This is a genomic window from Pseudarthrobacter quantipunctorum (genome assembly GCF_045291495.1).
Taxonomy (GTDB): domain Bacteria; phylum Actinomycetota; class Actinomycetes; order Actinomycetales; family Micrococcaceae; genus Arthrobacter; species Arthrobacter quantipunctorum.
This window is the reverse complement of the sequence record NZ_CP148033.1, coordinates 1,251,725-1,269,370: the sequence shown is the minus strand read 5'-3', so window position 1 is coordinate 1,269,370 and position 17,646 is coordinate 1,251,725. Positions and strand designations below refer to the sequence as shown.

Annotated in this window: 20 protein-coding genes; 8 read left to right on the top strand and 12 right to left on the bottom strand. The window is 65.1% G+C overall.

Annotation, left to right across the window (positions count from 1 at the left end; translation table 11 throughout):
• Positions 1 to 19: 19 nt before the first annotated feature.
• From WHH00_RS05865 to sigE, 3 genes are all read right to left on the bottom strand, one after another.
• Positions 20 to 427, bottom strand: coding sequence for a Sec-independent protein translocase TatB (locus WHH00_RS05865; RefSeq protein ID WP_231456388.1), 408 nt, complete (start codon positions 425 to 427; stop codon positions 20 to 22).
• Between the two features lie 69 nt (positions 428 to 496).
• Positions 497 to 1,369, bottom strand: a complete 873-nt coding sequence (locus WHH00_RS05860) for an anti-sigma factor (protein ID WP_406637292.1) — start codon at positions 1,367 to 1,369, stop codon at positions 497 to 499.
• Positions 1,370 to 1,376: 7 nt separating this feature from the next.
• Positions 1,377 to 1,991 (bottom strand): RNA polymerase sigma factor SigE, encoded by a 615-nt coding sequence (sigE, locus tag WHH00_RS05855; protein ID WP_406637290.1) that lies wholly within the window; start codon positions 1,989 to 1,991, stop codon positions 1,377 to 1,379.
• Between the two features lie 225 nt (positions 1,992 to 2,216).
• On the opposite strand from sigE, the gene WHH00_RS05850 reads away from it, so the two are divergent.
• Positions 2,217 to 2,849: an O-methyltransferase gene (locus WHH00_RS05850; RefSeq protein ID WP_406637288.1), complete on the top strand. Its 633-nt coding sequence runs from the start codon at positions 2,217 to 2,219 to the stop codon at positions 2,847 to 2,849.
• Positions 2,850 to 2,906: 57 nt separating this feature from the next.
• Here WHH00_RS05850 and WHH00_RS05845 read toward each other — a convergent pair whose 3' ends face one another.
• From WHH00_RS05845 to WHH00_RS05830, 4 genes are all read right to left on the bottom strand, one after another.
• Positions 2,907 to 3,074: a DUF3117 domain-containing protein gene (locus WHH00_RS05845; protein WP_009357720.1), complete on the bottom strand. Its 168-nt coding sequence runs from the start codon at positions 3,072 to 3,074 to the stop codon at positions 2,907 to 2,909.
• A 233-nt stretch (positions 3,075 to 3,307) separates the two neighbouring features.
• Positions 3,308 to 4,588, bottom strand: coding sequence for a hypothetical protein (locus WHH00_RS05840; RefSeq protein WP_406637285.1), 1,281 nt, complete (start codon positions 4,586 to 4,588; stop codon positions 3,308 to 3,310).
• Positions 4,585 to 4,965 carry a DivIVA domain-containing protein gene (locus WHH00_RS05835; protein ID WP_406637283.1) on the bottom strand — a complete coding sequence of 127 codons (381 nt, stop codon included), beginning with the start codon at positions 4,963 to 4,965 and terminating at the stop codon, positions 4,585 to 4,587. Before WHH00_RS05835 ends, WHH00_RS05840 begins: the two co-directional genes overlap by 4 nt.
• Positions 4,966 to 5,023: 58 nt before the next feature.
• On the bottom strand, positions 5,024 to 5,806 hold the full coding sequence (locus WHH00_RS05830; RefSeq protein WP_406637281.1) for a TIGR00730 family Rossman fold protein: 783 nt from the start codon (positions 5,804 to 5,806) through the stop codon (positions 5,024 to 5,026).
• A 104-nt stretch (positions 5,807 to 5,910) separates the two neighbouring features.
• Between WHH00_RS05830 and WHH00_RS05825 the strand changes: the two genes are divergently transcribed.
• The 4 genes from WHH00_RS05825 (at position 5,911) to WHH00_RS05810 (ending at position 9,193) form a co-directional block, all read left to right on the top strand.
• Complete coding sequence (locus WHH00_RS05825; protein ID WP_231456382.1) at positions 5,911 to 6,666, top strand: amino acid ABC transporter ATP-binding protein; 756 nt, start codon at positions 5,911 to 5,913, stop codon at positions 6,664 to 6,666.
• 67 nt (positions 6,667 to 6,733) lie between these two features.
• Positions 6,734 to 7,621 (top strand): glutamate ABC transporter substrate-binding protein, encoded by an 888-nt coding sequence (locus WHH00_RS05820; protein WP_406637279.1) that lies wholly within the window; start codon positions 6,734 to 6,736, stop codon positions 7,619 to 7,621.
• Positions 7,622 to 7,706: 85 nt separating this feature from the next.
• Positions 7,707 to 8,357: an amino acid ABC transporter permease gene (locus WHH00_RS05815; protein ID WP_102974984.1), complete on the top strand. Its 651-nt coding sequence runs from the start codon at positions 7,707 to 7,709 to the stop codon at positions 8,355 to 8,357.
• Positions 8,354 to 9,193: an amino acid ABC transporter permease gene (locus WHH00_RS05810; RefSeq protein ID WP_406637277.1), complete on the top strand. Its 840-nt coding sequence runs from the start codon at positions 8,354 to 8,356 to the stop codon at positions 9,191 to 9,193. The genes WHH00_RS05815 and WHH00_RS05810 overlap by 4 nt, the downstream gene beginning before the upstream one ends.
• A gap of 55 nt (positions 9,194 to 9,248) precedes the next feature.
• Here the strand turns inward: WHH00_RS05810 and dapE are convergent, their stop codons facing one another.
• Positions 9,249 to 10,385 (bottom strand): succinyl-diaminopimelate desuccinylase, encoded by a 1,137-nt coding sequence (gene dapE / locus WHH00_RS05805; protein WP_406637275.1) that lies wholly within the window; start codon positions 10,383 to 10,385, stop codon positions 9,249 to 9,251.
• A 50-nt stretch (positions 10,386 to 10,435) separates the two neighbouring features.
• Between dapE and dapD the strand changes: the two genes are divergently transcribed.
• Together dapD and WHH00_RS05795 are read left to right on the top strand one after the other, a co-directional pair.
• Positions 10,436 to 11,458 carry a 2,3,4,5-tetrahydropyridine-2,6-dicarboxylate N-succinyltransferase gene (gene dapD, locus WHH00_RS05800; protein ID WP_406637273.1) on the top strand — a complete coding sequence of 341 codons (1,023 nt, stop codon included), beginning with the start codon at positions 10,436 to 10,438 and terminating at the stop codon, positions 11,456 to 11,458.
• A 7-nt stretch (positions 11,459 to 11,465) separates the two neighbouring features.
• Positions 11,466 to 12,323 (top strand): hypothetical protein, encoded by an 858-nt coding sequence (locus tag WHH00_RS05795; RefSeq protein ID WP_406637271.1) that lies wholly within the window; start codon positions 11,466 to 11,468, stop codon positions 12,321 to 12,323.
• A 46-nt stretch (positions 12,324 to 12,369) separates the two neighbouring features.
• Here WHH00_RS05795 and WHH00_RS05790 read toward each other — a convergent pair whose 3' ends face one another.
• Positions 12,370 to 12,981, bottom strand: coding sequence for a hypothetical protein (locus WHH00_RS05790; protein WP_231456376.1), 612 nt, complete (start codon positions 12,979 to 12,981; stop codon positions 12,370 to 12,372).
• A gap of 95 nt (positions 12,982 to 13,076) precedes the next feature.
• Complete coding sequence (locus WHH00_RS05785) at positions 13,077 to 13,679, bottom strand: TetR/AcrR family transcriptional regulator (RefSeq protein WP_406637268.1); 603 nt, start codon at positions 13,677 to 13,679, stop codon at positions 13,077 to 13,079.
• A 143-nt stretch (positions 13,680 to 13,822) separates the two neighbouring features.
• On the opposite strand from WHH00_RS05785, the gene galE reads away from it, so the two are divergent.
• Entirely contained in the window at positions 13,823 to 14,836 is a 1,014-nt protein-coding gene (galE, locus tag WHH00_RS05780) for a UDP-glucose 4-epimerase GalE (RefSeq protein ID WP_406637266.1), read from the top strand.
• Positions 14,837 to 14,981: 145 nt separating this feature from the next.
• On the opposite strand, the gene WHH00_RS05775 is transcribed toward galE, so the two are convergent.
• Positions 14,982 to 16,268, bottom strand: coding sequence for a citrate synthase (locus WHH00_RS05775; RefSeq protein WP_406637264.1), 1,287 nt, complete (start codon positions 16,266 to 16,268; stop codon positions 14,982 to 14,984).
• Between the two features lie 227 nt (positions 16,269 to 16,495).
• On the bottom strand, positions 16,496 to 17,644 hold the full coding sequence (dapC, locus tag WHH00_RS05770; protein WP_406637262.1) for a succinyldiaminopimelate transaminase: 1,149 nt from the start codon (positions 17,642 to 17,644) through the stop codon (positions 16,496 to 16,498).
• Positions 17,645 to 17,646: the final 2 nt, after the last annotated feature.

The following is a 17,646-nucleotide window of genomic DNA, read 5'->3' as shown; positions in this document are numbered from 1 at the left end:
TATAGCCCGTGTAGGCGTTCTAGGTGGCTTCGGTGTCGAAGGGGGCTGCTTCGCCCGGCGGCAGTGACTGTATCACGCGTTCGGGCCGCTTCGGCGCAGCGTCGGCTGCCACGGCGGCGGCCCCGGAGACGGCGGCCACGGCGGCCGGCGCGCCGGCGCTGACGGGTTTGGAATCGTCGTCGAGGAGCGCCTCTTTAATGATGCGCCGGGGGTCGTACTGCCGGGGGTCGTACTTCTTCCAGTCGACATCATCGATGTCGATCCCGACTTCTTCCTTGATCTGCTCGCGGGCACCGGAGGCCATGCGCCGGACTTCCTTGACCAGGTTCGCCAGCTTCTGGGTGTATTCGGGCAGCCGCTGGGGGCCGATCACCAGAACGCCAATGATCAGCAGAAGAAAGAACTCCGGGCCGTTGATTCCAAACACTTTAGGAAGATTACCCTCTCCGGGCTGCCAGTGACGATTTCAACCCGGGGCCCGGGAGAAGTGCCTGCACTATGGGGTGAAAAAGGCCACGATCCGGTTCGCTCCCCGCTGCAGGCGCGTGGTGAGCGGCTCCCCTCCTGCTTCCGGGGACTCCGCGGTTCCGGCAGCAACCCCTTCTTCAGCCCTGGTGCCCAGGCGCTGCAGGATGGGGAGGGCGTCATCGGCCCGCTCCGCCGGCAGGTCGGACTCGTAGGTGAAGCTGTGTCCCGGTGTCCGGTAGGTTGCCAGCCACGGCGAAGACTGCCACACGCGCAGGTTGGTATCCGCTTCCCGGTCCGCAGTTCCGCCCTGTTCTCCACCGCCTTGCGCGGGAAGCCGCTGTTCGGTCACGGTGGCGTAGTGGGACCCGTCCGTCAGCCGCAGCTCGACCGCCGGCTGCCCGTTGAGCACTGTGGCCTTCGCCGACTCAAGGTGGAAGCCCATCGCTTCAAGGTCCGGGCAGGCCCAGCCTTCGGAGCGAAGCAGGGTGAGCTGTTCAGCGTTCAACTGCCTGCCATCCGCCGGTGTCCGGGACGAGACCTGCGAGAATGCAGCCGGGTTCCCCAAGGCCTCCCCGGGCAGGGGGTCCCCAGCCGCAGCAAAGGCGCCTGCAGCCAGGACAGCCGCCGCGGCCGTGCTGCCGCCGGCGGCCAGCGCCAGGACCCGGACAGCCGTGCGGGGCTGCGCGGGCCGTTGCATAGGAACCTGGGGGGCGGCAGCCAGCTCCTGCGTCCGGGCCAGCAGCCGGGCTGTCAGGTCATCGCTGGCGGGAGGGATGGGGGCATCGCGGAGCCGCTCCAGGTATTGGCGTTCCCGCCGCACCGCTGCAGAGCATTCCTGGCAGGACCGGAGGTGGCTGCTGGTGCGCTGGTGCCTGCGTCCGAAGGGAGTCGGGGACCTCATGCGCCGTTCAGAGGATGCCGGCGATACGCGGCATGGACAGTTTGCGGCGCGACTGATGGGGACGCGGGTCCCGGTGTGCCAGCTTCTCCCGAAGCATGGTCCGGCCGCGGTGGATCCTCGAGCGGACGGTGCCCAGCTTCACGCCCAGCGCTTCCGCCACTTCGTCGTAGGACAGGCCTTCGAGGTCGCAGAGGACGACGGCGGCGCGGAAGTCCGGGGGAAGTTCCTCCAGCGCAGCCTGGACGTCCAGGTCCAGGTTGTTGAGCTCGAAGCTCTGTTCCGGACCGGGCTCGCGGCCGGGAAGCCGCGACTCCGCATCCTCGGCGAGGGCGTCGAACCTGATCCGGGTTTTCCGGCGCGCCTGGTCCAGGAAGAGGTTGGTGGTGATCCGGTGCAGCCAGCCGTCAAGGGTGCCTGGCTTGAAGTTCTCCAGTGAACGGAAGACGCGGACAAACACCTCCTGGGTGAGGTCCTCGGCGTCGTACTTGTTGCCCGTCAGGCGGTAAGCCAGCCGGTAGACCTTCGCCGAGTGGTTGGTGACCACTTCTTCCCAGGTGGGACGCACCCACTCAGCCTCAGGATGGTTTGTTGCAGGGACAGGTGCCACAACTGAAGATGACATCGTCCACTCCCCTCGTGGAATACTAACGCCCGGATACTGTTGACATCTCTGATTCGGCGCCGGTCACCTTTTGGATGAGCGGATATTAATCATTTCAAACTTGTCTGGGAATTTCCTGATTGTGGAAAAGTTCAGCCCTAGGCGCAACCGCCCGCCTCCCCTGCCGTTGCCACCGGACACAGTAGGCTGTAAAGGACATTCCCTGCCGCCCAGAAAGCGATACCCATGAGCGCCGACAAGTCCACCAGCTGGTCCTATGCAGAAGATCTTCCTGCTGAGGATGAGGTCATGCTTCGGGCCAGGGAGCGCTCCTTCGAGCTTGGCGTGACGCCCATTGGCCCGGGAGTGGGAGCAGTCCTCACCGTGCTGGCTGCCGCGTCCAAAGCCCAGACCGCCGTCGAGATCGGAACCGGGGCTGGAGTTTCAGGTGTGTGCCTGCTCCGCGGCCTTGGCCCACAGTCCGTGCTCACCACCATTGACGTGGACGTCGAACACCTTCGGGCCGCGCGGGAGGCATTCTCCGAGGCGGGCAGCCCGGCCAACCGCACGCGGACCATTTCCGGCCGGGCGGGCGACGTCCTTCCCCGGCTGACGGACCGCGCCTATGACCTGGTGTTCATTGACGCCGACAAGCCCGGGCTTCCCGGCTATGTGGAGCAGGCCATCCGGCTCCTGAAGCCTGCAGGGCTGCTCATCATTAATGACGCGCTGGACAAGGACAAGGTGGCCAACCCGGCAAACCGCGAAGCCAACACCGTAGTCCTGCGCCAGGTTAGCAAGGCCATCCGCGACGACGACAGGCTGGCTTCGGCCATGCTTCCCACCGGCGACGGCCTGCTGGTGGCCGTAAAGAAATAGGGATCCGAAAAAGGCAGGGCCCGCAGCCTGGTGGCTGCGGGCCCTGCCTTTTCACGATTATTCGGTAACGCCGACCAGGCATTCCTTGAGGTTGGCTGCCTCAGCAGCGTTCAGCTCGACCACCAGTCGCCCGCCGCCTTCGAGCGGGACGCGCATGATCAGGCTGCGGCCCTCCTTGGTGACTTCCATTGGGCCGTCGCCGGTGCGTGGTTTCATAGCCGCCATGAGGAATTCCCCTCCATTTAGTCCCAGGACTGATCAGCCCGGGCGGGCTGTGTCCGCATGTAGATCAAGCTGCCATGGCGGAGTGGTTGGACACCGCCCGGGCTGCGCGTATTCTGAATGCTTTTTGTCCTTGCTTACTTACTATTATCGCGGAATTACCCGCACGTAGCTAATCGATGGACATTTCCTGCGTCCCGCTATTTCCGCCCTGACCTGCGCGGAAGCCCCAGGGGCTAGGGTGGATAATCCCCGCCGCCCGGCAATTGCGCCCAGGCCCACAGCCACACGATCCAGACAATCTGCAGCAGCACGAACATGAGTACCACCGTGCCGCGGTAAGCCCGGGACCTGGAGGCCAGGGCGGCCCCCAGCGCCAGCGGAAACAGCGGCAGCAGCATGCGGAAGGTACTGGTCTGCGGATGCAGGAACACCACCAGGTACGCCATGTAGCAGGCGCACCACAGCCGGAGTTCGACGCCGATCTGCCGGACGGGGGGCAGGAAGAGCATGGCGGCGAAGAGCGCCACGTAAATGAAAGGCGCAAGCACCCCGAGCACCGGCCCGAAAAGGCTGATACCGGTGTCGAACCACGGCTTGAAGGGCACCAGGTCGTGGCCGCGCCATACGGTTTCCGTTTTGGTGTAGGCCTGGATGTCTCCGGTGGCCGCCCACGCCGCTGCGGGCCAGGCGAGCGCCATGGCACCTCCGACGCCGGTCAGGACAGCGAGGCCCGCGAGGTCGCGGGTGGAGTGGGTTCCTTCCCGCTGCCCCGCACCGGGTGGTGCATTGCGGAACCGATCCATGCCGAACCGCACCCAGAGACGGTGCAGGAGGAGCAACCCCAGGGTGGCGGCAAAGGGAACCCCTACCGGGCGGGACAGGCACAGGAGCACCACCACGGGAATGGCCCAGAGGTACTGCCGCCGGATTACCAGCAGCAACGCCGCAGCGAGGAGCAGCAGGGACAGCGGTTCGGCGTATGGCACCTGCAGGACAGCCGAGACCGGAAAGGTCGCGAAGAAGGCTATGCCCCACAGCGCCGGTGCGTGGGAGGCCTTGTGCCGGAAAAGGACGTAGACAACCAGCGCCGCACCCCAGCCCGCAAGCATGGCGATGATGGTCAGGGCCGCTGCGGGAGCCATGCCGGTAAGCCCGCTGAGCCCTCCGGCCAGGGCCGGAAACAAGGGATAGAAGGCCCACGTGTTTTCCTGGACGTTGCCGGCGGCATCCGTCGGCAGGACGGAAGGATAACCGCCGGCAATGACCTGGGCGTACCAGCGGGCGTCCCAGATGTTGATGAAGTTCCAGTAATCGGGTTTTGCCGGGAACCAGGGATTGGGGCCCTGGTGAAGGGCAGCGGCCATGAAGATGCAGGCGCTGACCAGGCGGGAGGCCAGGTAGATGGCGGTGACCTGCAGCCACCACGGAATTCCCCGGAGGGCCGTTCCCGCCTGCGCGGCCACCCCTTGAAGCGAGGGGAGAATGCCTGCGCGGCGCCGCGCCACTGTGCTCACAGCGTGTTCTTTCCAGTAGACGCTGTCCCGCCAGGTTCCGTGGTACCGGCTTCCTGCAGCGCCAGCAGCTCAGCCCGCAAGGCGTTAATCTCTTCCTGTTTGGAGGCGAGCTGGTCCCGCAAGTCATCCAAAACCTGGTCCACCTGGTCCATCCGGTAGCCACGGAGGCCAAGGGAGAAGCGCACACGGTCCACATCCTCCGGCGCGGCCTGGGCAGGGAGCAGGACAGGGGGAAGGTTGGCCGGCGGCTGCTCAAAGCCGCCGTCGAGCAGGACGGGCAACGGACCGTTGCCTTTCCCGCCGGAACGCAGCCCAAGGCCCACCCAGAAAACCGCCCCGACCAGCCCGATGGCCAGGAAAACCAGAAAGAAACTCACCGTTCCATCGTGCCAGACCGGGTGGGTACTGGCAGCCCGGACACCCGGGCGGTAACGGCTACTCCGGCCGCTGTTCTCCCTTGAAGGAGGGAGTAACGGCCCCGTGAAGCACGCGGTCCACGGCCTCACCCGGATCGTCAACCACCTGGATCAGGTCCAGGTCCTTCTCGGAGACCATGCCTTCAGCCACCAGCGTGCCCCTGATCCACTCGATCATTGGACTCCAGAACTCGACACCGAGGAGGACGATCGGGAAGGACGTCACCTTCCGCGTCTGCACCAGCACCATGGCCTCGAACAACTCGTCGAGTGTTCCCAGCCCGCCGGGCAGGACGATGAACCCCTGGGCATATTTGACGAACATGGTCTTCCGGGCGAAGAAGTACCGGAAGTTGATGCCCAGGTCCACCCACTGGTTCAGGCCCTGCTCGAACGGCAGCTCGATCCCCAGGCCCACGGACACGCCGTTGCCTTCCACGGTGCCGCGGTTGGCGGCCTCCATGGAACCGGGCCCGCCGCCGGTGATGACGGCAACGCCGGCCTCCGCCAGTTTCCGCCCCACCTCCACGCCCATCTCGTAGTAGGGGCTGCCGGGCTTGGTGCGTGCTGAACCGAAGACGCTCACGGCCTTGCCGATGTCCGCCAGGGCACCGAACCCTTCCACGAACTCGCTCTGGATGCGCAGGACCCGCCAGGGATCGGTGTGGACGAACTGCCCGGGGCCCTTGGTATCAAGCAGATGCTGGTCCGACATCTCCACGGCAGCCTGTTTGCGGCGCAGCTCAAGGGGCCCCTTACGGCGTGGCTGGGAATTTCTTGCCGGATCTGCACTGATGCTCATTCCCCTAGGCTAACCTGCCCGCGGGAGGTATCTCTTGAATCACGATCCGCAGCAACATGGGGTGATTCGCGTCATAAGCCTGTGATGTTCGCTAGATTCTTCCTATGACTACTCATGTGCCCGGCGATGCCCTCGTCTCCCTGAACGCCGTAAACAAACATTACGGCCAGCTGCACGTACTGAAGGACATCAACCTCCAGGTCCGCAAGGGCGAGGTTGTTGTGGTCATCGGGCCTTCGGGCTCCGGTAAGTCCACCCTTTGCCGCGCCATCAACCGCCTCGAAACCATCGAAGGCGGGACCATCAGCATCGATGGAAAGGTCCTGCCCGAGGAAGGCAAGGAGCTGGCGCAGCTGCGTGCCGACGTCGGAATGGTCTTCCAGTCCTTCAACCTCTTCGCCCACAAAACCATCCTCGAAAACGTGACCCTCGGGCCCATCAAGGTCAAAGGCGTCTCCAAGGCAGCCGCGGACAAGGACGCAATGGCGCTCCTCGAACGCGTTGGCGTGGGCCACCAGGCCCCGAAGCTCCCGGCACAGCTGTCCGGCGGGCAGCAGCAGCGCGTCGCGATCGCCCGGGCGCTGGCCATGAAGCCCAAGGTCATGCTCTTTGACGAGCCCACCTCGGCGCTCGACCCGGAAATGATCAATGAGGTCCTGGACGTCATGATCCAGCTGGCCAAGGAGGGCATGACCATGATCGTGGTCACCCACGAGATGGGCTTCGCCCGCAAGGCCGCGGACCGCGTCGTCTTTATGGCGGACGGCCAGATCGTTGAGGACGCCACCCCGGAGGAGTTCTTCACCAATCCGAAGAGCGACCGCGCCAAGGACTTCCTGTCCAAGCTCCTCACCCACTGACCCACCCGAACAAACACTCCAAGTTCGCACCCAGGCCGTGACCCACGGCCGCAATGAAAGGAATGTCATGAAGGCATTTATGACCCGGCGGAAGTCATTCTTCGTGGCGGCTACCGCCGCTCTCGCCCTGTCCCTGAGCGCCTGCGGCGGGGGCGGCACCGACGCCGGGGGCGATCCCTCGGTTGCTGCAGAGCCCACGTTCGCTGCCGGCACCACCATGGAAAAGCTCGCCTCGGCCGGCACCATCAAGATCGGCACCAAGTACGACCAGCCCCTCTTCGGCCAGGTGGGCCTCGACGGCAAGCCGGTTGGATTCGACGTCGAAATCGGCAAGCTGATCGCCGCAAAGCTGGGCATCGCCGCTGACAAGATCGAATGGTCCGAGACCGTCTCTGCCAACCGCGAGCCGTTCATCGAACAGGGCAAGGTTGACCTGGTCATCGCCACCTACACCATCAATGACAAGCGCAAGCAGGTTGTCAGCTTCGCGGGCCCGTACTACGAGGCCGGCCAGGCGCTGATGGTCAACAAGGATAACGACACCATCAAGACTCCCGAGGACGTCAAAGGCAAGAAGGTCTGCTCGGTGACGGGCTCCACCCCCGCAGCCACCATCGTGGACAAGTACGGCGCTGAACTCGTTCCGGCCGCGACCTACTCGGCCTGCCTTGAGCCGCTGCGCAACAAGCAGGTGGAAGCCGTCACCACGGACAACGTGATCCTGGCCGGCTTCGTGGACAAGGAACCGGACGCGTTCAAGCTTGCCTCCGACGAGACGTTCACCAAGGAGCCCTACGGCATCGGCCTGAAGAAGGACGACACCGAATTCCGCAACTGGATCAACGACCAGCTGGAATCCTTCGAAGAGGACGGGTCCTACAAGAAGGCCTGGGAAGCCACTGCAGGCGCAGTCATCAAGACCGCCCCCGAGCTGCCCGAGATTGACCGTTACTAAGTAACCCCAGTGGTTGCCGGGGCTGCTCCGCGGCCCCGGCAACCGCCGTCTCCGCTTCCGTCCACGCCCACATCCAAAGGATCCTATGGACGTCATTCTTGAGAACCTTCCCCTCTACTGGAACGGTTTTCTTCGCACGCTTTTCCTCTCCGCCGTTTCCGGCGTCATCGCACTGGTACTCGGCACCCTCCTCGCGGCAGCCAGGGTTTCGCCCGTGGCAGCGCTCCGCGGATTCAGCACGGTTTACGTGGAGGTTCTCCGGAACACTCCCCTGACCATTGCTTTCTTCTTCGCGGCCATTGTCCTTCCCCGGCTCGGAGTGAAGTTCGAACAGTTCGAAATTGCCGCCATCATTGCACTCAGCACCTACACCGCAGCGTTCATCGCCGAAGCTGTCCGCTCCGGTGTCAACAGCGTCCCGGTGGGCCAGGCCGAAGCGGCCCGCAGCATTGGCATGAACTTCGGGCAGGTCCTGAACCTCATCATCCTGCCGCAGGCCCTGCGGACGGTGGTCCCGCCGCTCATCAACATCCTGATCGCACTGGTCAAGAACTCCTCGGTTGCCGGCGCATTCTTCGTCCTGGAGCTGTTCGGCTACGGCCGGCAGCTGGCAAACGCCAACGGTGACGCCGTCATCCCCGTCCTGCTGGGCGTTGCGTTCTTCTATCTGCTCCTCACCGTTCCGCTGGGCATCCTGGCCAGCACGGTGGAACGAAAGGTGGCGATTGCCCGATGAGCTCAGTCCTCTACGACGTGCCAGGCCCCAAAGCCCGGCGCATCTCCCTGATCGGATCCATCGTGGGTTCGCTCCTGATCCTGGGCCTGCTGGCCTGGATCATCATGACGTTCGCGCAGCAGGGCATCTTTGAAGGGCGCCGCTGGCAGATCTTCACCCGGGCCGATGTGTGGACGCTCCTGGGCAACGGCCTGGGCGCAACCCTCAGCGCCGCAGCCCTCGCGGCTGTCATCGCCTTCCCCCTGGGCCTGCTGCTCTGCCTGCTGCGCATCTCGGATGCGGCCTTCATCCGGATCCCCATCCGGGTGGTGCTGGAATTCCTCCGCGGCATGCCGGTAGTCCTCATGATGCTGTTCGTCCTGCTGGGCTTCGGCACCTCGCCGTTCATTGCTGTTGTCACCGGCCTGGTGCTGTACAACTCCGCGGTGTTCGCCGAAATCATCCGTGCCGGCATCCAGTCGCTGCCCAAGGGCCAGCGTGAGGCCGGGCTTGCCATCGGCCTGACCAGCTTCAAGTCACGCATGCTGATCGAGCTGCCGCAGGCGATCCGGCGCATGATGCCGTCCCTGGTGGCGCAGATGGTGGTGCTCCTCAAGGACACCTCGCTCGGCTACATCGTGGCGTACGGCGAGCTCCTTCGCGCCGTGCAGGTCATGGCGGACTTCCTGGGAACGCAGTTCCTGTTCCCGATCTTCTTCGTGGCGGCAGCCATCTACATCGCCATCAACATCCTCGTGTCGAGGATCGCGGTGTGGATCGAGCGGCGCGGATCGAAGAAGGCGGCCGGCGGAGTGGCCAAGGCTGAACGCGAAGCCGCCGAAGCAGCTGTTCCCTGATAGTTCTCCCTGCAACGATGGCCCGGACCAACTGGTCCGGGCCATCGTTTTAAGTTCAGGTTGCGAGCCAGTCCTGCAGCGCCCGCAGGCAGGTGCGGATGGCATCCGCGTGGACGTGTTCGTTGTCCTTGTGGGCCAGCAGCGCGTCCCCCGGACCGAAGTTCACCGCCGGGATCCCCAGTTCGCTGAAACGGGCGACGTCGGTCCAGCCGTATTTGGGCTTCGGCTCGGCTCCCACGGCGGCAACGAAGGACGCGGCAGCCGGGTGGTTCAGTCCGGGCCGGGCGCCGGCGGCAGCATCCGTGCGCACAACCTCGAAACCTGCCAGGAGCTCCCGCACCACGGCGTCAGCCTGGTCGGGGGTTTTGTCCGGCGCGAACCGGTAGTTGATTTCCACCACGCACCGGTCCGGGATCACGTTCCCGGCCGTCCCGCCATTGATCTTCACGGCATTGAGGCTTTCGCGGTACTCGAGTCCGTCCACAGCGATGGTCTGCGGTTCGTAACCGGCCAGCCTCGCCAGGACGGGTGCCGCGGCGTGGATGGCGTTGCTGCCCATCCAGGCGCGGGCGGAGTGTGCCGCCTCCCCCACCGTTGTCACCTCGAACCTGCTGGTGCCGTTGCAGCCGCCCTCCACCGTGCCGTCCGTCGGTTCCAGGAGGATCGCGAAGTCGCCGTGGAGCAGGTGGCCGTGGTTACGGACCAGGCGCCCCAGGCCGCTCTTGACGGCTTCCACTTCCTCGTGGTCGTAAAACACGAAGGTGACGTCCCGCTTCGGCGCGGCGCCGCCGTCGAACATTGTGGCCGCCAAGGCCAGCTGAACCGCAACGCCGCCCTTCATGTCCGTGGCACCCCGCCCGTACAGGATTCCCTCCCCCGGGACACCCGACTCCCAGCGGGAAGGCACGGTCCCTTTGGCACCCCCTGCCAGGGGCAGCGGCACCGTGTCGAGGTGCCCGGCCAGGATGACGCGTTCGGGGTGGCCCAGTTCGGTGCGGGCGATGATCGAATCGCCGTCACGGAGCACAGTCAGCTGGGGAATGGCCAGCAGGGCCGCCTCCACGGCGTCCGCGAGTTCCTTTTCGTTCCCGGACACGCTGTTGATGTCCATGATGGCGGCGGTAAGGAGCGCAACATCCTGGCGGAGGTCGAGCTGCAGGATGGAAGGCTGGGGGGTGGTTTCGGCAGTCACGAAGCTAGTCTAGTTCGGACCCTGTCCCCGCCCGTCGATAGACTGGGGCCATGACTGAGACTGCTTCTTCTGCCATGCCCGAAACCTCGCCTGCATCCACTGACCACCGCTCCGCCTACGGCTTCGGCGTGGCCACCGTTTCCACCAGGGACGCCAGCGTCCTGGATGTCTGGTTTCCCGCTCCGGCCCTTGGTGTTGCCGCCGAAAACCTGCGTTCCGTCGATAACGCGGATGAGGCGCTGACCAGCATCGCCGAAAATGGTGCCGACCAGGACCGCGGCACGGAGCAGAAGGTCGTTTTTGTCCAGATCCACCTCGATGAAGCCCCGGCCGACACCGCCGATGCCTACCTGCGGCTGCACCTCCTCTCGCACCGCCTGGTCCGCCCCAACACCATCAACCTCGACGGCATTTTCGGCAAGCTGCCCAACGTCGTGTGGACCAACTTCGGCCCCGCCGCCGTGGAAGGCTTTGAGCTCACCCGGGCGCGGCTGCGCCGCCGCGGCGCCGTCACCGTCTACGGCATCGACAAGTTCCCGCGCATGGTGGACTACGTGGTTCCTTCCGGAGTGAGAATTGCCGACGCCGACCGGGTGCGGCTGGGCGCGCACCTGGCCGAAGGAACCACCGTGATGCACGAAGGCTTCGTGAACTTCAACGCCGGAACCCTGGGCACGTCGATGGTGGAAGGCCGCATCTCGGCCGGCGTGGTCACCGGCGACGGCAGCGACGTGGGCGGCGGGGCCTCCATCATGGGCACGCTTTCCGGCGGCGGCAAGGAAAAGATCACCATCGGCGAGCGGGTGCTGCTGGGGGCAAACTCCGGCGTGGGCATCAGCATCGGTGACGACTCCGTGGTGGAAGCCGGCCTCTACGTGACGGCCGGGACCCGGGTGCGGGTACCGGGGCCCAAGGACGAGGTGGGCGAGGACACCACGAAGATCGTTAAGGCTGCCGAGCTGTCCGGTGTGCCCAACCTGCTGTTCCGCCGCAATTCCACCACCGGCGCGGTGGAGGTCCTCCCCCGCAAGGGCCAGACCGTGGAGCTGAACGACGCCCTCCACGCCAACTGATCAATCCATGGCACGAAGACGCGGACTGCGCCGCCTCGCAGTACTGGTGCTCACCCTGGCGCTGGTTGCAGGCGGCGTTTACTCGGCCGTGTTTTTCCTGCAGCGCTCCGAAACGCTTGTTTCGGAGCGCTGCAGGGCCGTTATCGGCGAGCGTACGTCGGAACTCGCCCCGGACCAGGCCGTCAACGCATCCCTGATCACCGCCGTGGCGGTGCAGCGCGGGCTTCCGCCGCGCGCGGCGAGCATCGCCCTCGCCACCGCCATGCAGGAGTCCAAGCTCCGGAACATTGACCACGGGGACAAGGCCGGACCGGACTCCCGCGGGCTCTTCCAGCAGCGCCCCTCCCAGGGATGGGGAACCGAGGCACAGATCATGGATCCCTACTACGCGGCAAACGCCTTTTACGACGCCCTGGTCAAAATACCCGGTTATGAATCACTGGAAATCACGGACGCAGCCCAGCGCGTCCAGCGCTCCGCCTACCCCACCGCCTATGCGCAGCACGAGGAGATGGGGCGGACCTTTGCCTCCGGGCTGTCCGGCCAGACGCCCGAAGCCGTCCAGTGCACCCTGCGGGCGGCTGGTGCGGGCGGGGACACCGCCGCGTTGTCCACCGAACTGAGCCAGGCCTTCGGGCCGCTGGGAACAACTGTTGAGGGTGAAACGCTGGTGGTGGAGGCCGCCGGCAGCCAGGCCTGGTCCGTGGCGCAATGGGCCGTTGCCAACGCCAAAGGCTTCGAGGTTACCCGGGTGGAGGTCGCCGGCCGCAGCTGGATCCGGGAAGCGCGGAACGGGTGGCAGGCCTCGGCAGCCACGGATGGACAGGTCCGGATCACGGTGGCGGCGGAAGGGACCGGCAGCTGAACGGTGGCTGCAGGAATACTGCCCGGCTGTTGCCGAGTGGAGTTCCCTACACGAGGATCTCGACCACCGGCTGAACGTAGCTGCGGAAGAGCTCAGGCTCGGCCATCAGCCGGTTGCTCATAATGATCTTGTCCGGTTCCAGGTACCAGGCCCGCTGCTCGTTCAGGGGCAACTCGATGATGGTCAGTTTGAAGTCCCTGGAGTCCCGGCCAACCTCCATCAGCCTGTCGTCCACCATGTCCTCAAGAAGCTGGTCCGCACCGCTGGCGGCCCGCTCCGCCTCAAGCTCGGCATATTCGCTCCTGCGCTCCCGGGCCCATGTGAGGGCGGAGCCGAAGTGTGCTTGGAGCACGCGCTGCAGGGCGGGAGAATTGCCAAAAGCGTCGAATTCCGGCGGCGACAGCTCGGGTGAGGTCTGGGGGTGGGCCTTGAGCAGCTGCTGCCACCAGGCCTCCCACTCCGTTTTCAGTGCGCTCAGGCCGCCCACATCCGCGGTCAGGTGTGAATGATCGGCGCGGCGTACCTTGGGCGCGGCATGGGACAGCGCGGGGTGCCCTGCGCCGTCCAGGCCTGCAGTATCCCGGACGAACAGGGCTATCATCATTGGCCCCGACGTGTCCGCGGTGATTTGCCACCTGGTGCCGCTTGTCTGATACATCCGACGTCCTTCCGTCGCGCGCCCATGCCGGGGTGATCCGGTAGCTCCCCCGGCTCCCAGTCTATTCCCCCTGACGCCCACGTTAGTGGCATACATCACATCCCGTCGAGGTGCTGTTCCAGGACGTCGATGCACATCTCCCTGGTCATCCATCCGGGCTGCAACAGGGCGTGCATACACAGCCCGTCCAGGGTGGCCAGAAGCCGCTCGGCTTCCACCACCAGGTTTTCCTTCGGCTCGTCCTCCGGCCTCAGCGCCCTGATGACCGTGCCCACGATGACGGCCACCTCCCGGTGGCTCCTGTCTGCTTCGGCGGCCAGGAACGGACGCACCCTCGCGGCGTTCCGGAACGCCATCCACGCGCAGACCTCAAGCGCGCGGGGCCCGTCCAAGGGCAGGAGGCCGCACAGGAGGGTTAATATGGCAGCCCGGTGCCCGGGGCTACCGGGAACCGCTGCATGGACGCCAGGCAGTGACGCTTCAAGCCGGCGTACGATGCGGTCCACCACTGAGGCGAAGGAGAACGCCAGCAACTCCTCGCTGCCTGCGAAGTAGTGGCGGACAGACCCCACCGCCAGCCCGGCTTCGTCCGCTGTTTCCCGAAGTGAAGCCCGCTCCAGGCCGTCACCTGCAATGATGCGGAGAACTGCTTCAACAACGTCCTGGCGCCGGGCTTCGGCATCTACGATTTTTGGCACTCCTCCTATTTAGCACGGATGTGCTCCTAGGAGGGGTCCGGCATGCCGTGCCGCTGCCACGCGCCGTCCCAGGGTTCGGCGGCCCTGCCCGGCATCCGGAACACTGCGGCGGCGGCAGGTGTCCGTGGGATAGCGTTAGAGGCATGAAAATTCTGGTCACCGGGGGCACCGGCTACATTGGTTCCCACACTGTTTTATCCCTGCAGGAAGCCGGCCATGATGTGGTGGTCATCGACAACCTGGTCAACTCCAGCGAGGAATCGCTCCGCCGGGTTGCCGAGCTCAGCGGCAAGACTGCGGAGTTCCACAACGTCGATCTGGTGGACGAGGCCGCCGTCGAGCGCGTCTTCGCAGCCAGCCCCATTGACGCGGTGATCCACTTCGCCGGACTGAAAGCCGTTGGCGAATCCGTCCGGGAACCGCTGAAGTATTACCACAACAACCTGGTGGGAACCTTGAACCTCATCCGGGTCATGGACCGCCACGACGTCCGGTCCATCGTCTTCAGCTCCTCAGCCACCGTCTACGGCGAGCACAACCCGATTCCCTACGTGGAGAAGATGGAGATCGGGGCCAACAACCCCTACGGCCGCACCAAGGAGCAGATCGAGGACATCCTCTCGGACCTGGGCGCCGCGGACTCCCGCTGGCACATAGCCCTGCTGCGCTACTTTAACCCCGTCGGCGCCCACCCCTCCGGCCGGATCGGCGAGGACCCCCAGGGCATCCCGAACAACCTTGTACCCTTCATCGCCCAGGTGGCAGTCGGCCGCCGCGAGAAGCTGATGGTCTTCGGCGGCGACTACGACACCCCGGACGGCACCTGCCTGCGCGACTACATCCACGTTGTGGACCTTGCCGAAGGACATGTGGCCGCGCTCAACTACGTTGCGGAGCGCACCGGCGTCTTCCGCTGGAACCTGGGCTCCGGCAAGGGCTCCTCCGTCCTGGAGGTGCTGCGCTCCTTCGAGAAGGCAGTCGGGCAGCCAATCCCCTACGAGATCACCGGCCGCCGCGCCGGCGACCTCCCCGCCTTCTGGGCGGACGCCACCTCCGCCCTGGCAGACCTCAGCTGGTCCACCACCAAAACCGTTGACCAGATGTGCGAGGACCACTGGCGCTGGCAGAAGAACAACCCGCAGGGCTACACCGCCTAGCTCCCCAATCGATTGCTCCGTAGGTGTCGTTTTGACGACCCAAAACGACCGGTACGGAACAATCGATGGTGATTAACGACGTCGGCCGCCCACCTTCGGAAGGTGGGCGGCCGGCGTCGTACGTCAGGCTTTGCTGAAACGGAGGTCAGCGGACGGGGTAGTCCCGCTCCGGTTCACCGATGTAGAGCTGGCGCGGACGGCCGATCTTGGTGTTCGGGTCGCTGATCATTTCGCGCCACTGGGCAATCCAGCCGGGCAGGCGGCCGATTGCGAACAGGACCGTGAACATCTTCTCCGGGAAGCCCATGGCCTTGTAGATCAGGCCGGTGTAGAAGTCCACGTTCGGGTAGAGCTTGCGCTGGATGAAGTAGTCATCGTTGAGCGCCTTCTCTTCCAGGCGCAGGGCGATGTCCAGCAGTTCGTCGTTGCCGCCAAGCTTGCTGAGGATCTCGTGGGCCGTGGCCTTGACGATCTTCGCGCGCGGATCGTAGTTCTTGTAGACACGGTGCCCGAAGCCCATGAGGCGGACGCCGTCTTCCTTGTTCTTGACCTTCTCCATGTAGTCCTCGGGCTTCGTGCCCTCGGCCTGGATCTGGCGCAGCATCTTGAGCACTGCCTCGTTGGCGCCACCGTGCGCGGGACCGAAGAGAGCGTTGATGCCGGCGGAGACCGATGCGAACAGGTTGGCGTTGGACGAGCCCACCAGGCGCACGGTGGACGTTGAACAGTTCTGTTCGTGGTCCGCGTGCAGGATCAGCAGCAGATCCAGCGCCTTGGCAATGACGGGGTCCACTTCGTACTGCTCGGCCGGCAGGCCGAAGCTCAGGCGCATGAAGTTTTCCACGAGGTTGTGGGAGTTGTCCGGGTACAGCATGGGCTGGCCGATGGACTTCTTGTGCGCGTATGCCGCGATCACCGGCATCTTGGCCATCAGGCGGATCGTGGAAACTTCCACCTGCTCGGCGTTGAACGGGTCCAGCGAGTCCTGGTAGAACGTGGACAGCGCCGAGACTGCCGAGGACAGCACGGGCATTGGGTGCGCGTCCCTCGGGAAACCGCTGAAGAAGCCCTTGAGCTCTTCATGCAGCAGGGTGTGGCGGCGGATCTTCTGGTCGAACTCTTCCAGCTCCGTGGGGCTGGGCAGGTTGCCGTAGATCAAAAGGTAGGACACCTCAAGGAAGCTGGAGTGCTGCGCCAGCTGCTCGATGGGGTACCCGCGGTAGCGCAGGATGCCAGCATCGCCGTCGATGTAGGTGATAGCCGAAGTCGTGGCTGCCGTGTTCATGAAGCCGGGGTCAAAGGTGACTGCGCCCGTCTGCTTCAGCAGCTTGGAAACGTCGTAGCCCTCGTTTCCTTCAACAACCTGGATGCGCGGCAGCTTAAGCTCGCCTCCTGCGTGGTGCAGGGTGGCCGCATTGTTGGTCTCAGTCATGGAGTCCCCTTCATGAGGCTTCTGGGCCTCTGTCGAAAGCTTGATCCAACATCAGGTGAGCCGCGCACGAAGCCTGAGAACACAGGTTCCAACACCCGGGCTGCCTTCTTGTAGAAAGCCACCATTGATAGTCACTTAAAAAGTACCGCCCCTTGGCGGGTGCCACTAATCCGAGACGGTCCGGAAGCCCCTAAAACCCGGCTGTTGTGGCGCGAGTCACAGTATTGTTACGGCGCCGCAACGAGCCGGGACACTGCTGCATCGATGCGCTCGTCCGATCCCGTCAACGCCACGCGGATGTAACCGTTGCCGGCTTCGCCATAGAAAACCCCGGGGCCCACCACAATGCCCCGCTCCGCCAGACGCCCCACGGTGTCCCAGGTGCTTTCCCCGGCGGTGGACCACAGGTACAGCCCGGCGTCGGAATCCTTGATCGCAAGGCCGAAGTCCAGCAACGCCGGAACAAGCCGTTCGCGGCGCCCCCGGTAGAGGTCCTTCTGTGCCTCCACGTGGGCGTCGTCGCCGAGCGCCACGCGCATGGCCTCCTGGACCGGATAGGGCACGATCATGCCCGCGTGCTTGCGGCTGTTCACAAGGTTGGGCATGAGCCCGGGGTCACCGGCAACGAACGCTGCCCGGTAGCCCGCCACGTTGGACTGCTTGCTCAGGGAGTAGACGGCCAGCAGGCCTTGGTGGGAGCCGCCGGCCACGCGAGGATCGAGGATGCTGGGCACGGCCTGTCCGCCGCGCTGGACATCCCAGTCGCCCCAGCCAAGTTCCGCGTAGCACTCGTCGGAGGCCACCACGGCGCCCAGTGCCCTCGCCTGCTCCACCAGTGCCCTCAGGGAGTCGACTCCCCGGACGCTGCCCGTGGGGTTACCCGGCGAATTGACCCAGATCAGCCGGACGCGCGCACGGGTGGCGTCGTCCAGTTCGTCCAGGTTGTCCGTCGCCACCGACGTAACACCCGCGAAGGTGGCGCCGATGTCATACGTGGGGTAGGCGACCTTGGGGCGGACGACGACGTCTCCGGGCTTGAGCCCCAACAGGAGCGGCAGCCAGGCTACCAGTTCCTTGGAGCCCACGGTGGGCATGATGTTGCGGGGATCAAGCCCCGCGACGCCGCGGCGCCTTTCAAACCATCCTGCAATCGCTTCACGCAAAGCCGGGGTGCCGTGCACGGTAGGGTATCCCGGGGCGTCAGCAGCGGCCTTCAGTGCATCCTGGATCAGGGCCGGCGTCGGGTCCACCGGGGTCCCGATGGACAGATTGACGGCCCCGCCGGGGTGCTGCGCTGCCTTGGCGGCATACGGCGCCATGGCTTCCCACGGGTAGTCGGGCAGGTCCAGGCCAAACGTCCTCGCTGCTGCGGTCACGG